The sequence below is a fragment of the Hydrogenophaga aquatica genome (assembly GCF_054780915.1).
Genome location: NZ_BAAGVK010000011.1, coordinates 542,241 through 557,088 on the forward strand (window position 1 = coordinate 542,241; position 14,848 = coordinate 557,088).

Sequence of the window (14,848 nt, forward strand, 5' to 3'; positions counted from 1 at the left end):
TGGTGCTTACTTCGTCAGGATGAAGCCCTTGAGCTTGGCAAAAGCCGCGTCCACGAGGTGCTTCTGCTGGTCCTGGTGCAGGTGGGCATAACCCACGGCAGGAGAAGCGGAAGCCGCACGGCCGGCATAGCCCAGGCGCTGACCTTCGATCATGTTTTCGTGGATGTTGTGCTGCACGAAGAACCAGGCACCCTGGTTCTGGGGCTCGTCCTGGCACCACACCACGTCCACCGCATTCGGGAAGCGCTTCATCTCGGCAGAGAAAGCCTTGTGCGGGAACGGATAGAGCTGCTCGACGCGGATGATCGCCACGTCGTCGGCGCCCTTCTCTTCGCGCTTCTTGACCAGGTCGTAATAGACCTTGCCGGAACACGCAATCACGCGCTTGACCTTGGCGGCGTTCTTCACGACTTCAGCGTTCTGCTCGCCCAGGACAGTCTGGAACCCACCCTTGGTGAACTCGCTCAGGGGCGAGGTGGCGTCCTTGTTGCGCAGCAGCGACTTGGGCGTGAAGATGATGAGCGGCTTGCGCAGATTGCGCACCATCTGGCGACGCAGCACGTGGAAGATCTGGCTGGCCGTGGTGGGCTGCACGATCTGCATGTTGGTGTCTGCAGCCAGCTGCATGAAGCGCTCGACGCGGGCCGACGAGTGCTCGGGGCCTTGCCCCTCATAGCCGTGCGGCAGCATCAGCGTGATGCCGTTCAGACGGCCCCACTTCACTTCACCAGAGGCAATGAACTGGTCGATCACAACCTGCGCGCCGTTGGCGAAGTCACCGAACTGCGCTTCCCAGATCACCAGGGTGTTCGGGTCGGCGGAGGCATAGCCGTACTCGAAGCCCAGCACAGCCTCTTCGGACAGGATGGAGTCGATGACGACGAACGGTGCCTGGTTCTCGGCCACGTTCTGCAGCGGGATGTAGGTACCCTCGTTCCACTTCTCGCGGTTCTGGTCGTGGATGACCGCGTGGCGGTGCGTGAAGGTGCCACGGCCCGAGTCCTCGCCGGACAGACGCACGGCATAGCCGCTGGCCACCAGCGATGCGAAGGCCATGTGCTCACCCATGCCCCAGTCGACGTTGATCTCGCCACGGCCCATGGCGGCGCGGTCTGCATAGACCTTCTTGACCAGCTGGTGAGCGTTGATGCTGTCGGGCAGCGTGGTGATCTTCTCGGACAGGCGTTTCCACTCGGACAGGGGGATGGCCGTCTCGGCGGCATCGGTCCACTTCTTGCCCAGGAAGGGCGCCCAGTCCACCGCGTACTTGCTCTTGAAGTTGGTCAGCACCGGGTCGATGGTGTGACGGCCTTCGTCCAGCGCGGCGCGGTAGGCCTTGACCATGTCGTCGCCCAGCGTTTCGCCCAGGCCTTGCGCGGCCAGCTTGTCGGCGTAAAGCTTGCGGGTGCCAGGGTGCTGTGCAATCTTCTTGTACATCAGCGGCTGGGTCAGGCTCGGGGTGTCCTGCTCGTTGTGGCCCAGCTTGCGGAAGCAGATGATGTCCACCACCACGTCCTTGCGGAACTCCATGCGGTATTCCAGCGCGAGCTGGACCGCCAGCACCACGGCTTCGGGATCATCGCCGTTGACGTGCAGCACCGGAGACTCGACACCCTTGACGATGTCGGTGCAATACAGCGTGGAACGCAGGTCGCGCGGGTCGGAAGTGGTGAAACCGATCTGGTTGTTGATGATCAGGTGCACCGTACCGCCCGTGGTGTAGCCACGGGTTGCTGCCAATGCCAGGGTTTCCTGGTTGACGCCTTGACCAGCGAAGGCGGCATCACCGTGCACCAGCACGGGAAGAACCTGCTTGCCCTCGGCATCGCCACGGCGGTCCATGCGGGCGCGCACGGAACCTTCCACCACCGGGTTAACGATTTCCAGGTGGGACGGGTTGAACGCCAGACTCAGGTGAACCGGGCCGCCTGCGGTGGTCACGTCGGAACTGAAGCCCTGGTGGTACTTCACGTCGCCAGCGGGCAGGTCTTCGGGGGCGGTGTGGTCGAACTCGGCGAACAGGTCCTTGGGCATCTTGCCCAGGGTGTTGACCAGCACGTTCAGGCGGCCGCGGTGGGCCATGCCGATCACGATCTCCTGCACGCCCTTCGAACCGGCCTGCTGGATCAGCTCGTCCATCGCGGCGATGAAGCTCTCGCCACCTTCCAGCGAGAAACGCTTCTGGCCCACGTACTTGGTGTGCAGGTAACGCTCCAGACCTTCAGCGGCGGTCAGGCGTTCCAGGATGTGCTTCTTCTTGTCAGCGGTGAAATTGGGTTTGCTGCGGATGCTTTCCAGCTTCTCCTGCCACCAGCGCTTCTGCGTCTGGTCGGTGATGTACATGTACTCGGAGCCAATGGTGCCGCAGTACGTCTCCCGCAGCGCATTGAGCAACTCGCGCAGCGACATGGTTTCGCGGCCGAAGAACGTGTTGCTGGTGTTGAACACCGTTTCCAGGTCGGCATCGCTGAAACCATAGAAAGACGGTTCCAGTTCCGGAATGGAGGGACGCTCGGTGCGCTTGAGCGGATCCAGGTCTGCCCAGCGCTGGCCCACGTTGCGGTAAGCGGCAATCAGCTGCTGGGTGGACACGCGCTTGCGACCCAGGTCGGAGTCGGCGCCCGCAGCGATGACCACCTGGGTCACGCCCTGCTTGGCACGCTCGGCAAACGCGTTGATGACGGGGAGGTGCGGGACATCACGGGCATCGGTGCCGTCCACAGCGGGCACGTTCTGCAGTGCGTCGAAGTAACCACGCCACGAATCGGGCACGCTGGTGGGATCGGCCAGGTAGTTTTCGTACATCTCTTCCACGTACGGCGCGTTGCCGCCGAAGAGATACGAGTTGCCCTGGTAAGCAACGTAGACGCTGCCCGCGTTCGAAGGGGAATCGCTCATGAGTCCGCTGACCTCCGTTTCCCTTTGGGAAACATTAGCTGGTTAATACAACCTTCCGCGACACGGCTGAACCGGTTGGCGGATGCGACAGTGACTGGAAGGACCTGTGCAAAGCCTCGGATTGTGCCACCGTTCTTGGACGGTGTGGAAACTATTTGCGCAAAACCGACGTTACGGCAGAGCGCTGCGGATCACTTCTGCTGTTCTTGCTCCGGTTCGGCTTTCGGCAGACGGCCGGAAGTGCTCACCCCTACCTGGCCGCCACCGGCCGAAACGCCGATGCCGACGCCAACGCGGCCGTCAGTGCCGACGGAGACGCCGACACCGGTGTGCGGCCCCACCGGCACCGAAACACCCAGATTGAGCGAACCGCAGGCCGCCAATGCAGCGGCGGCCGACAAGACAGCGAAGAGGCGCAAGGGAGACATGACGCGTCAACTGGCCGCGCGAGGGGACAGCCGCTCCGAAGCAGGAATGGAGGACGGTTCGTCCATCTCGATGGCGATCTGAGTGCACACGGTGCGGCACAGCATGACCGCCTTTTCGCTCTGAACCCGGTAGATGACCTGGGTGCCTTCCTTGCGTTTGGCAAGCACGCCAGAGCGGTAGAGAAGGTTGAGGTGCTGGGACAGATTGGGTTGTGTGGTGTCTATTTCAGCCAGCAGCTCCGAAACCGACTTTTCCTTGTCACACAGGGCGCTGAGGATGCGCAAGCGCATCGGGGTAGCCAGGATGCCAAAGAGTTCAGCAGCCAGCTCGAACACACGACCCTTATCTTCAACACCAGTCTCTGAGTCGATGATCTGCTGCATATATAAATACACCCTTCTATTCGTACATGTCTATCATAACGACAGAACGCACAAATACAAGGGCGGATTTCCCCGCCCTCCAGCCCCCCTCCTTGATGGCAGACCGATGCCTTCAGGCAACCAGGTCGCGGATCTGCTGCAGCGCGGCAGGATCGTCCATCGTGGTCAGGTCTCCGGGATCGCGCCCCTCGCACACCGCCTGTATGGCGCGCCGCAGCAGCTTGCCGCTGCGCGTCTTCGGCAACACCGAGACAAACCGCACACGCGCCGGTCGCGCCACCGCCCCCAGCTGATCGTCAACCACCTTCATGATTGCCCCCTCCAGCTTGAGGGCGTCGGCGTCGGAGGCAGCCAGGCTTGCGTCCTTGAGCACGGCGAACGCCACCGCGACCTGTCCCTTGAGCTGGTCAGCCACGCCGACCACCGCCACCTCGGCCACGGCCGGATGGCTGGAAATGCTTTCCTCGATCTCCCGAGTGCCCAGCCGGTGGCCCGCCACGTTGATCACGTCGTCAGTGCGGCCCAGGATGAAGAAATAGCCCTCCTCGTCGCGCACACCCCAGTCGAAGGTGCTGTACATGGTGCGCCCGTGGATGCTGGACCAGTACGTCTTGACGTAACGCTCGTCGTCGCCCCAGACGGTCTGCAGGCAGCCGGGCGGCAACGGCCCTTCCACGGCAATCACACCCTTCTTGTTGGGTTCGTTGATCTCCTCGCCGCTCGACTCGTCGATGAGCCTGACGTCATAGCCGTAGACGGCCTTGCCCGGTGAGCCAAACTTGGTAGGCGCCTTTTCCACGCCGTTGCAGATGGCCATGATGGGCCAGCCAGTCTCCGTCTGCCAGTAGTTGTCGATGATCGGCTTCTTGATGGCATCCGCAATCCAGGTGGCCGTGGGTTCGTCCAGCGGCTCGCCTGCCAGGAACAAGGCCTTCAGGCTGGACAGGTCGTACTTGGTCAGGTAGGCCGGATCCTGCTTCTTCAGGACGCGCGCCGCCGTGGGCGCCGAGAACATCACGGACACCTTGTACTTTTCCACCAGACTCCACCAGATGCCCGCGTCTGGCCGGATGGGCAGGCCCTCGTACATGATGGTGGCCATGCCGTTGATCAGCGGCCCGTAGATGATGTAGCTGTGCCCCACCACCCAACCGATGTCGCTGGTGGAGAAATAAGTCTCGCCCGGCTCGCCCATGTAGATGTGTTTCATGGACGCGGCCAGCGCCACGGCGTAACCGGCGGTGTCGCGCTGCACGCCCTTGGGCTTGCCGGTAGTGCCGCTGGTGTACAGGATGTAGCTGGGGTGGGTGCTCTCCACCCACTCGCAAGGCACCTGGGCATCCATGTGCTTCTGGCGCAGTTCGGTGTAATCCGCATCGCGCCCAGCCACGGGCGCCAGGTCGGCCAGTCCACGGTTGACCATCAGCACCTTGGCGGGCTTGTTCGTGGACAGGTGAATGGCCTCGTCCAGCAGGTGCTTGTAGGGCACGACCTTGCCACCGCGCATGCCGGCGTCGGCACTGACGATGACCTTGGGCTGTGCGTCGTCAATGCGGCTGGCCAGACTGTGGCTGGCAAAGCCGCCAAACACCACCGAGTGGATGGCACCGATGCGCGCGCAGGCCAGCATGGCGAAGCAGGCCTCGGCAATCATGGGCATGTAGATCAGCACGCGGTCGCCCTTGCCAACGCCCAGCCCCTTCAGGATGGCCGCCATGCGCTGCACCTCGGCATGCAGCTCTTTGAAGCTGTAGGTTTTTTCGGTATCGGTCTCGGTGGATACGAAGATCAGTGCATTCTGATCGGCGCGGTCCTTGAGGTGGCGGTCCACGGCGTTGTGGCACAGGTTGGTCAGCCCCCCTTCGTACCAGCGCGCAAACGGCGGGTTGTCGTAATTGCAGACACGCTCGTAAGGCTTGTGCCAGTCGATCAGCTGGGCCTGCTCTGCCCAGAAGGCATCACGGTCATCGATGGAGCGGCGGTAGAAAGCGTTGTAGCTGGTGGCTGACATGGGAAGTCTCCTGGCAGGGGCGGACAGGAAAAGCGCCGCCTCAAAGTGAATTCATAATTATGGATAGGCGGCTTGCATGTCCCTGACAAGCAACCAGGGCGCCCTGCCAGATCGAATCAACCCTTGATCAGCTGCAGCACATCGCGGAAGTTGGGGTGCTCGCAGTCTTCAAGCCACTCAAAAGCCACCATCTCGCTCGTCACCAGCTCGACACCGTTGCCCGCCAGGCGGTCAAAAGCCGCGTCGCGGTCCCGCTCGCGGCGGGAACCGCAGGCATCGGTCACCACCCACACGTCAAACTCCTGTTCCAGCAAGCCCAGTGCGGTTTGCAAAAGGCACACATGGGCCTCCACGCCTGCCAGAACCACCGTAGAACGGCCAGGCGCCGGCGGAGCTGCTTTCTGCAAGTGCTTGGGCAGGCTGCGTGCGTTGCCACTGCTCTTGGGCGCCGGGCGCAAAGCTTGCACCAGGCCCGACTGGCTGGCGTCGAAACTGGTCTTCGAGAACGTCTTCTGGCACAGATCGCGCACCGCAGCATCGTTGAGGCCCAGCTTCTCCGGGTTCTGCTCCGTGCCCCATACGGGCACGTCCAGCAGGCGCGCCACCTTGGCCAAAAACGTGGCACGGGCCAGCACATCGCCCCCCTGATGAATGACCGGCATCAATTTGGCCTGATAATCGACCAGTACGAGCTGGCTGTCCTGCACATCTAGCAGCATGGTTGAGAGCTCCGTTGCGTTAACGCAAATACATTCACAAAACTGTATAAGTCATTGACTTTACAGTATTTTCAAATTAACCTGCACCGCATGCGCCGTTTGACGACAATTGCTTTGGTCACAGGGTTGCTGTTTTCAGCCGCCCAGGTTCAGGCCGAACCCGCCCCGGGCGACTCGCTGGCAGGCTTTCTGAGCCAGCGGGGGCTGATCGAGCGTCTGGACAGTGTCCGCGAAAAAGCCTCCGAACTCGTGATTCATGCCATGGGTTTTTTGGGTGTCCCGTACAAGCGGGGCGGTGAGTCGTTCGAAACGGGTTTTGACTGCAGCGGCTTCGTCCGCGCAATCTACGAACAAAGCGCCGGCCTGCTGCTGCCGCGCCGGGCAGCGGAACAGGCCGAGGTCACACAGAAGATCTCGACAGAGGAACTGCGTCCTGGCGACCTGGTTTTCTACAACACCATGCGCCATGCCTTCAGCCATGTCGGCATCTACATTGGTGACGGGAAATTCATCCACTCCCCCCGCAGCGGTGCATCCGTGCGGGTAGAGGACATGAGCAAGGGCTACTGGGTACAGCGCTTCAATGGCGCGCGTCGGGTGCCTCAGCCCTCGGACAAGGCACCCGCGGGCACCTGACTCAGGCCGCCGAAGCTTTGCGCAGAATGGAGTACAGCTCGTCCTTGAGCTGCAGCTTCTCCTTCTTCAACACCTCGATCTCTTCTGGAGTGGCCGGCGCAATGTGGCTCTCCATGTTCTTGATCTGCTGATCAAGTTCGTTGTGCTTGTCGAAAAGACGCGTGAAATGGTGGTCCGAGGTCTTGAGCTGGGTGATCAGGTCGCGGTATTCAGGAAACATGGGTACTCCTCAAAATGACTGTTCCATTCTCACCGCCCAAGCCAGTCGGCACTTTGATCTGGTTCAAACCTTCTTCACGCAGTCCGCAAAATACCGCTTGACACCGTCAAGCCCCTCTTCCACCACCAGGCCGTGGATGTCGGTCTCGAAACCCGGGCACTTCAGCGCGAATTCGCGTGAGAACTTCAGGTAGTCCACGATCTTCTTGTTGAATACCTCGCCAGGAATGAGCAGCGGGATACCCGGCGGGTAAGGCGTGATGAGCGCTGTGGTGATGCGCCCTTCGAGGTCGTCAACGGGAACACGCTCGGTGTTGCGGTGGGCGATCTGGGCGTAGGCATCGGTCGGCTTCATGGCCGGCGTCAGGTCGCTCAGGTACATCTCGGTGGTCAAGCGGGCAATGTCGTACCTGGCGTACATCTCGTGCACGAACTGGCAGAGGTCGCGCAGCCCCATGCGCTCGTAACGGCGCTGCTTCTGGCAGAACTCGGGCATCACGCGCCACATGGGCTGGTTCTTGTCGTAGTCGTCCTTGAACTGCTGCAACGCCGTCAGCAGCGTGTTCCAGCGGCCCTTGGTGATGCCGATGGTGAACATGATGAAGAACGAGTACAGCCCGGTCTTCTCGACCACCACGCCGTGCTCGGCGAGGAACTTGGTGACGATGCTGGCCGGTATGCCTGAGGCAGCGAAGTCGCCGTTCATGTTGAGGCCGGGGGTGACGATGGTGGCCTTGATGGGGTCCAGCATGTTGAAACCGGGGGCCATGTCGCCAAAGCCGTGCCACGCGCCCTGCCCACTGGCGGGCTGGTGGCCTTCGGCGTCGGTGCGACCCAGCACCCAATCCTTGGCCTGCCCCACACCCTCCTCGGCCAGCTCCTCAGGTCCCCAGACCTGGAACCACCAGTCGTTGTCGCCGAACTCGGCGTCCACCTTGCGCATGGCACGGCGGAAGTCCAGCGCCTCGGCAATGCTTTCTTCCACCAGCGCGGTGCCGCCAGGCGGCTCCATCATCGCGGCGGCCACGTCGCAGCTGGCGATGATGCTGTACTGCGGGCTGGTGCTGGTATGCATCAGGTAGGCCTCGTTGAAGAGGTGCCTGTCCAGCTTGGTGTGTTGCGAGTCCTGCACCAGCACATGGCTGGCCTGGCTGATGCCTGCCAGCAGCTTGTGGATGGACTGCGTGGCGTACACCACCGACTCCTTCGGCCGCGCACGCTTCTTGCCCATGGCATGGAAGGGGCCATAGAAGGGATGGAACGCCGCGTGGGGCAGCCAAGCCTCATCGAAATGCAGGTTGTCGACGTACCCGTCGAGCAACTGCTTGATGGTCTCGGTGTTGTAGAGCACGCCGTCGTAGGTGGACTGCGTGAGCGTGAGGATGCGGGGCTTGACCGTAGCAGGGTCGACGCCCTCGAGCAAAGGGTTGGCGGCAATCTTGGCGCGAATGGCCTCGGGCTCGAATTCGCTCTGCGGGATAGGGCCGATGATGCCCCAGTGGTTGCGCGTCGGCTTGAGGAAGACGGGGATGGCACCCGTCATGATGATGCTGTGCAGGATGGATTTGTGGCAGTTGCGGTCGACCACCACCACGTCGCCGGGCGCCACGGTGTGGTGCCAGACCATCTTGTTCGACGTGCTGGTGCCGTTGGTGACGAAGAAGCAGTGGTCGGCGTTGAAGATGCGGGCCGCGTTGCGTTCGCTTTCGCCAATGGCGCCGTTGTGGTCCAGCAGCTGGCCGAGTTCCTCCACCGCGTTGCAGACGTCCGCGCGCAGCATGTTCTCGCCAAAGAACTGGTGGAACATCTGGCCAACGGGTGACTTCAGAAAAGCCACGCCACCGGAATGCCCGGGGCAGTGCCAGGAGTAGGAGCCGTCCTCGGCGTAGTCGAGCAACGCCTTGAAGAACGGCGGCTGGATGCCTTCCAGGTAGCTCTTGGCTTCGCGGATGATGTGGCGCGCCACGAACTCCGGCGTGTCCTCGAACATGTGGATGAAACCGTGCAGTTCGCGCAGGATGTCGTTGGGCAAGTGCCGGCTGGTCTTGGTCTCTCCATAGACGTAGATGGGCACCTCGGCATTCTTGCGGCGCACCTCGGCGATGAAGTTGCGCAGGTTTTGAACTGCGGGGTCCAGGTCGGGGTTGCCAGTGACCTCCTCGTCGTCAATCGACAGAATGAAGGCGCTGGCACGGCTTTGCTGCTGGGCGAACTGGGAAAGATCGCCGTAGCTGGTGACGCCGACGACTTCGAAGCCTTCGCTCTCGATCGCCTGCGCCAGGGCGCGGATGCCCAGGCCGGAGGTGTTTTCGGAGCGAAAGTCTTCGTCGATGATGACGATGGGGAAGCGGAATTTCATGGCGCCCAAGTGTACGTAAATAATGTGTCGGCCTGTGGGCAAGTTGGCGCCTTTTTGAACCAAAATGGTTCATGCGCAGGCCCCCACGGGCCTGTGGACACGTCAGAAAGGACTGTACATGACCGAGTCCACCGTCTGGTGGCTGCTTGCCGGGGCCGCCGTGGCCCTGGAACTTGTCACCGGCACATTTTTTCTGCTCATGCTGGCCGTAGGGCTGGTGGCTGGCGCCGTTGCCGCGCATCTGGAGCTGTCCGTGAGCACGCAACTGGTGGCAGCAGCCCTGGGCGGCGGCGGGGCCGTCGTGCTGTGGCAAAGGTTGCGAAAGCGCCGCGGCCCTGCCCTGCCCGCCTCTGACAACCAGGATGTGAACCTGGACATTGGGCAAGCGGTGCGGGTGGAAAACTGGAACACCGATGGCAGTGCGCATGTGAGATACCGTGGCGCGGACTGGACCGTATCCCTGCGCACGCCCAGCGCAGATGCGCCACCGGGAAACTACCGCATCGTCGCGGTCCAGGGCAACCGGCTCATCGTTGAGCCACAGTGAATCGTTCTTGAGCAACCCAAGGGATCAACAACATGGAAATTGCCTTTCTCCTGCTGGTCATAGCGGCCATCTTCGTCATCAAGTCGATCAAGGTCGTGCCACAACAGAACGCCTGGGTGAAGGAAAGACTGGGCAAGTACGCGGGCACGCTGACCCCGGGCCTTAACTTCCTGGTGCCTTTCATCGACAAGGTAGCCTACAAGCACAGCCTGAAGGAAATTCCCCTGGATGTGCCCAGCCAGGTCTGCATCACCAAGGACAACACGCAGCTGCAGGTGGACGGCATCCTGTACTTCCAGGTGACCGACCCGATGCGCGCCAGCTATGGTTCGTCCAACTACATCATGGCAGTGACCCAGCTGGTTCAGACCACCTTGCGCAGCGTCATCGGCAAGCTTGAGCTAGACAAGACCTTCGAAGAGCGCGAGATGATCAACGCACAGGTCGTCAACGCGATCGACGAGGCTGCGCTGAACTGGGGCGTGAAGGTATTGCGCTACGAGATCAAGGACCTCACCCCGCCTGCGGAGATTCTGCGGTCCATGCAGGCCCAGATCACCGCCGAACGGGAGAAGCGCGCACTCATCGCCGCGTCGGAAGGCCGCAAGCAGGAGCAGATCAACATTGCAACGGGTGAGCGCGAGGCCGCCATCGCACGCTCGGAGGGCGACAAGCAGGCCGCCATCAACCAGGCCCAGGGCGAGGCCGCCGCGATCCTGACCGTGGCGGAGGCGTCTGCCAAGGCGATTGAACGCATCGCGACTGCCATCCGGACCGAAGGCGGTGAACAGGCCGTGCAACTGAAAGTGGCGGAAAAGGCAGTGGAAGCCTATGGCCGTGTCGCGGCTGACGCCACCACCACCCTGATCGTCCCGGGAAACATGTCGGAAGTGAGCCACTTGATAGGCTCGGCCATGCAAATGGTCAAGACGATGAAGACACCTTCCTGAACTTTTGCGAGGCTCAACCAAAAAGCGAGCCAAACTCGTTGTAGAATGCAGGGCTTCACGGAGAGGTGGATGAGCGGTTTAAGTCGCACGCCTGGAAAGCGTGTGTGGGTTAATAGCCCACCGCGGGTTCGAATCCCGCCCTCTCCGCCAAGAAACAAGCAAACTAGCGGCCTCCAGGCCGCTTTTTTGTTTGCACCCGCCCAAAAACCCGCCAACAAAAATTGTGGTTAGGTTGTACTAGCCTTGTTGTACAAAGCTTGGGCGAGACGGGGCTTTGTTGCACAAAGCAATAATGGGACGCAATGTCCTCATCCCAGCCGGATTTATGCCACGGCCAGCGTCACCGGACGTCCTAGCTGTGGCGTTGTTGCACAACTCCTGATGGAGACGGCCTAACCCCAACCACGGACGTATTTACCCCAGAGCTACCGTCACCGGTCGTCCAAGTTGACTCAACCGGTTGAGCAAGGCCACGCGGACGTGCAACTCCGTCACCTGACGCTCGAACGTCCTGGCCATCACCCGTTCACCCAACCGTTTAAAGCAGTTCATTTTTGTTTCCACCAAACTGCGGCGGTGGTAACCGCTCCACTTCTTCCAGATACACCGTCCGAGTCGCTGACATGCTCACAGTGCCTCGTTGCGTGATGCCGCTCCCGTCTGGGTGGACTTCCAAGCCCGTGCGTTTTTGCGTGGTGGGACGATGGCCTGCGCGTTGCGTTGGGCTATCGCCGCATGGCAAGCCTTGGTGTCGTAAGCGCCATCGCCGCCCACGCTGGCAAGCGGTTCGTCCGCTCGAATTTGGCTCAGCAGTTCCGTCAACATCGACGCATCGCCCATGCCGTTATCGGTGACTTCAATGGCGCGGATGTCCAGTGTGTGGGCATCAATGGCCGGGTGTACCTTGCGCCACTGGCGCCGGCATTCGGCCCCGTGTTTCTTGCATTTCCTCTCGCCTTCACCCAGAAACTTGATGCCGATGCTGCCGACCAGCAAATCCAATGCGGTGGTAATTGGGCGATAGGGTAGTGTCACACCCAGGGACTTTTGGCGTCGGCACACAGTGCTGAAGTCTGGCACCTTCCAGTCCAGGCCGGCCAGACGCAACAGGCTTTCGACCAATCCAAGGCTTCGACGCAGATCCAGACCGAACAAGCACTTGATGCTCAAGCAGAACTGGATGGCGGCATTGGAGAGCGTGGGCTGGCGGCCTCGCTTGCCGGTGGCAGTGGCATACCACTGCATGCCCTTGTCTAGCCAGACCGTCAGTGACCCACGGGCCTTGAGTGCTTTTTTGTAGTCCGCCAGTTTGTCGTCTTGTACTTGCCACGCGGGCGCTTGCTTTCACTCCTGTGCCGAGCCTACACCTGCTGCGGGGCCTTTACGCAACAAAGCCTCTATTTATGCTCATTCCCGATAAGCAGAATCCTCGTATGCGCAAATATCTGTGTTATATGAAATTCGGGCAACATCGACAGACTTAAGATTTGTACTGTACACCACAAATTTACCAATGAATTTGCACTTTATTTCAGCCATTTTTGAAGCAAAGTCAATCTTAAAACCCTCCTGTGCCGCGTCATCGCCATGCGTCTTTTTTGATGCTCTGAAATACGGCCTCTCATATTCTTTATATGGTATTTTTAGTTCATCTCCGTTCTCAAATAACAATGATCCACCAAAATCATTGACCTGAACATCGACAACTTTATTTATCACCAGAAATCCAAAATCACTTGAATTCACAGGCCTTTCCCAGTTCCATATAAAAAAAGCCTCCAATTCGTAGCCTCCATAATCCTTAGGATATAGAGTAACCCTGTATCCAGTCAGATCAACCAAATCGTCGTGACTGTTTTTATTGAATGGCAAGGTGTAGATTGATCCATTATAAGTACTTATGAGAGTAAAGCCATCTTTTTCCTCAACATTCATAATGTATTTTTCCAACCCAAATAGCTCCACACACCTCTCTTGATTTCTTTTTATCAACCACTCAATGAATTGATCGGTGGTGAGTCTCTTATTTTTATGACCAGTAGTAATAAGATTATTCACTTCAAATTCTTTCATTAATAATCAGCAGATTAACTGGGAGAGAGAGGGACCTCATCTTGAGTTTTTCAGCAAAATGCGCTTGCTTGCGTTGACCGAAAGATTCGTGGTGGCGATATTGCGATCAATATATTCACATAGCCTTACGTGAGAGGTTCGTTCCAGCAACCCGGGCTCCGGGGATCAAAGAACGTCACATCGGCATCTGGCAAGTATCGACCAACGGCCTTGAGGACCTGGTGACAGAACGCCTGCTGATCTCCATCTGGTAGACCCGTAAATACCGAAATGGCCATTTGCTTTGGTTGACTCTTCGCGATGGCATCGAGCACATGCTGATCGCGCTCGTCAAAGCTCCATCCATAAACGACCAGCCTCTCTCCCAGGGCAGGAAGGACCTCTTCATATACGTTCGTCAGGTAGCGACTACGACGAATCGCTGCAAACTTCTGATGAGTGGTTCCCTCGCTAACAAACACGGGCACATATTGCCCGGACGCCCACCTCCGAGTTATGGTGTCTAGTAAGTCACCTGGGGATCCCACGCCAACAGCTAGCTTAGTTTCATCACCAAGGTAGTCACGCGCAACCGCAAGATTGCCATGAGGATAGAAGACTAATGTTGCTCCTGAAGCGTGCCCATAGGGTCGCCGCAAATATTCCCAATCCGTTTGAAACTCCCCGTCGTGGAATGCATCCTTGAACCAACTTCCGTTCTCCGCGTTGAACAGCAGCATGGCCCAGTAGAAGGTGAGGTCGTAGTTCAAACTAACGACAGTGGGAAAGACGCTAGCAAACAAACCGACCCGCTGAAGGTCGGCGGCAACATTGGCATGCGCTGGGTGCACACTGTGCACAGCTTCGATCAGCGCTGTACGGACCTCCTCATAGGCTGACGAGATGACGGCGAACGGGTTCCCCAATGCCCCATTGACGTGCTCGGCATACCAGCACGCGAGCAGAACATGCTCGAAATCGGTTGTCCCGAGCTTAGCGAATATTGGGGCAGTTTTAGCGAGCAGTCCTTTTGCATTTGCAATGCCATGTAGTGTTGGGTATGCAAAATCCTTGTGGATGGCGATACTGGCACCGTTGCCCAGAATCAGAGAACTCCAACTCTCACCCGCTATGTCGACCCAAGATCTAATTTTTATTCGCTTCATATTGTTGACCATAACTCAATTTGGGCTCGGAGTGGCTCGAAACCCCGGGCACATCAAAAAATGATGCATCCTGACCTGAGCAGGTTCGGGGGCCATGATCACTGCTCAGCCAAGAAACAAGGAATCAAGCGGACTACAGGTGGCCTTCATGTTTGCACCCGCCCAAAAAAATGGCTACATAAATTGCGATTGGCATGTACCCATCAGCCTTGTGAATTCCCGTTCTTGATCTTGGCGTTTGAGCCTTCTTCCGACATCAGCGCAGCGAATCTCTCCCACGAGAGGCGGAGTTTGTTAACGCTGGCTTTTGCAGGCCTCCATTCGATGTTCCCCTTGCTGATCAATAGGTTACCCAGCAGTTTCCCATCGGACTTAACCTCAAACTCAACATCCTTTGAAAGCACGAGCTTCTGGGGAATTGCAACCGTAACATCATGGCGTGGCATCAAGCTTCTCCAAGTATCATTTGGACCACTGCA

General features: G+C 59.3%; 13 protein-coding genes, 1 tRNA gene and 1 pseudogene. 4 read left to right on the forward strand and 11 right to left on the reverse strand.

Annotated elements, in window-relative coordinates:
* Nucleotides 1-6 precede the first annotated feature (6 nt).
* The 5 genes from ACYVHH_RS09945 to ACYVHH_RS09965 form a co-directional block, all read right to left on the reverse strand.
* Complete coding sequence (locus ACYVHH_RS09945; RefSeq protein WP_460564983.1) at nucleotides 7-2,898, reverse strand: 2-oxoglutarate dehydrogenase E1 component; 2,892 nt, start codon at nucleotides 2,896-2,898, stop codon at nucleotides 7-9.
* 191 nt (nucleotides 2,899-3,089) lie between these two features.
* The gene (locus ACYVHH_RS09950) at nucleotides 3,090-3,326 is read right to left on the reverse strand and encodes a hypothetical protein (protein WP_460564984.1); all 237 of its coding nucleotides are present in this window, start codon (nucleotides 3,324-3,326) and stop codon (nucleotides 3,090-3,092) included.
* Nucleotides 3,327-3,332: 6 nt separating this feature from the next.
* Nucleotides 3,333-3,710 carry an ArsR/SmtB family transcription factor gene (locus ACYVHH_RS09955; RefSeq protein WP_460564985.1) on the reverse strand — a complete coding sequence of 126 codons (378 nt, stop codon included), beginning with the start codon at nucleotides 3,708-3,710 and terminating at the stop codon, nucleotides 3,333-3,335.
* A gap of 112 nt (nucleotides 3,711-3,822) precedes the next feature.
* Entirely contained in the window at nucleotides 3,823-5,721 is a 1,899-nt protein-coding gene (locus ACYVHH_RS09960) for a propionate--CoA ligase (RefSeq protein ID WP_460564986.1), read from the reverse strand.
* Nucleotides 5,722-5,837: 116 nt separating this feature from the next.
* Nucleotides 5,838-6,440: an isochorismatase family protein gene (locus ACYVHH_RS09965; RefSeq protein WP_460564987.1), complete on the reverse strand. Its 603-nt coding sequence runs from the start codon at nucleotides 6,438-6,440 to the stop codon at nucleotides 5,838-5,840.
* Nucleotides 6,441-6,530: 90 nt separating this feature from the next.
* On the opposite strand from ACYVHH_RS09965, the gene ACYVHH_RS09970 reads away from it, so the two are divergent.
* The gene (locus ACYVHH_RS09970) at nucleotides 6,531-7,076 is read left to right on the forward strand and encodes a C40 family peptidase (RefSeq protein WP_460564988.1); all 546 of its coding nucleotides are present in this window, start codon (nucleotides 6,531-6,533) and stop codon (nucleotides 7,074-7,076) included.
* Between the two features lies 1 nt (nucleotide 7,077).
* Here the strand turns inward: ACYVHH_RS09970 and ACYVHH_RS09975 are convergent, their stop codons facing one another.
* Together ACYVHH_RS09975 and ACYVHH_RS09980 are read right to left on the reverse strand one after the other, a co-directional pair.
* Nucleotides 7,078-7,296, reverse strand: coding sequence for a YdcH family protein (locus tag ACYVHH_RS09975; protein WP_460564989.1), 219 nt, complete (start codon nucleotides 7,294-7,296; stop codon nucleotides 7,078-7,080).
* A 63-nt stretch (nucleotides 7,297-7,359) separates the two neighbouring features.
* Nucleotides 7,360-9,654: an Orn/Lys/Arg family decarboxylase gene (locus tag ACYVHH_RS09980; protein ID WP_460564990.1), complete on the reverse strand. Its 2,295-nt coding sequence runs from the start codon at nucleotides 9,652-9,654 to the stop codon at nucleotides 7,360-7,362.
* Nucleotides 9,655-9,772: 118 nt separating this feature from the next.
* Between ACYVHH_RS09980 and ACYVHH_RS09985 the strand changes: the two genes are divergently transcribed.
* The 3 genes from ACYVHH_RS09985 to ACYVHH_RS09995 all read left to right on the forward strand — a co-directional run bounded on the left by ACYVHH_RS09985 (nucleotide 9,773) and on the right by ACYVHH_RS09995 (nucleotide 11,301).
* Nucleotides 9,773-10,201: an NfeD family protein gene (locus ACYVHH_RS09985; protein ID WP_460564991.1), complete on the forward strand. Its 429-nt coding sequence runs from the start codon at nucleotides 9,773-9,775 to the stop codon at nucleotides 10,199-10,201.
* A gap of 32 nt (nucleotides 10,202-10,233) precedes the next feature.
* Nucleotides 10,234-11,151, forward strand: a complete 918-nt coding sequence (locus ACYVHH_RS09990) for an SPFH domain-containing protein (RefSeq protein WP_460564992.1) — start codon at nucleotides 10,234-10,236, stop codon at nucleotides 11,149-11,151.
* A 59-nt stretch (nucleotides 11,152-11,210) separates the two neighbouring features.
* Nucleotides 11,211-11,301: transfer RNA gene (locus ACYVHH_RS09995), tRNA-Ser, on the forward strand.
* Between the two features lie 264 nt (nucleotides 11,302-11,565).
* Here the strand turns inward: ACYVHH_RS09995 and ACYVHH_RS10000 are convergent.
* From ACYVHH_RS10000 to ACYVHH_RS10015, 4 genes and pseudogenes are all read right to left on the reverse strand, one after another.
* Nucleotides 11,566-12,476: pseudogene (locus ACYVHH_RS10000) on the reverse strand (IS5 family transposase); the annotation flags it as partial.
* Nucleotides 12,477-12,558: 82 nt separating this feature from the next.
* Entirely contained in the window at nucleotides 12,559-13,224 is a 666-nt protein-coding gene (locus tag ACYVHH_RS10005) for a hypothetical protein (RefSeq protein WP_460564993.1), read from the reverse strand.
* A gap of 125 nt (nucleotides 13,225-13,349) precedes the next feature.
* Nucleotides 13,350-14,381 carry a DUF4917 family protein gene (locus tag ACYVHH_RS10010; protein ID WP_460564994.1) on the reverse strand — a complete coding sequence of 344 codons (1,032 nt, stop codon included), beginning with the start codon at nucleotides 14,379-14,381 and terminating at the stop codon, nucleotides 13,350-13,352.
* 191 nt (nucleotides 14,382-14,572) lie between these two features.
* Entirely contained in the window at nucleotides 14,573-14,815 is a 243-nt protein-coding gene (locus ACYVHH_RS10015) for a hypothetical protein (protein WP_460564995.1), read from the reverse strand.
* Between the last annotated feature and the right edge of the window lie 33 nt (nucleotides 14,816-14,848).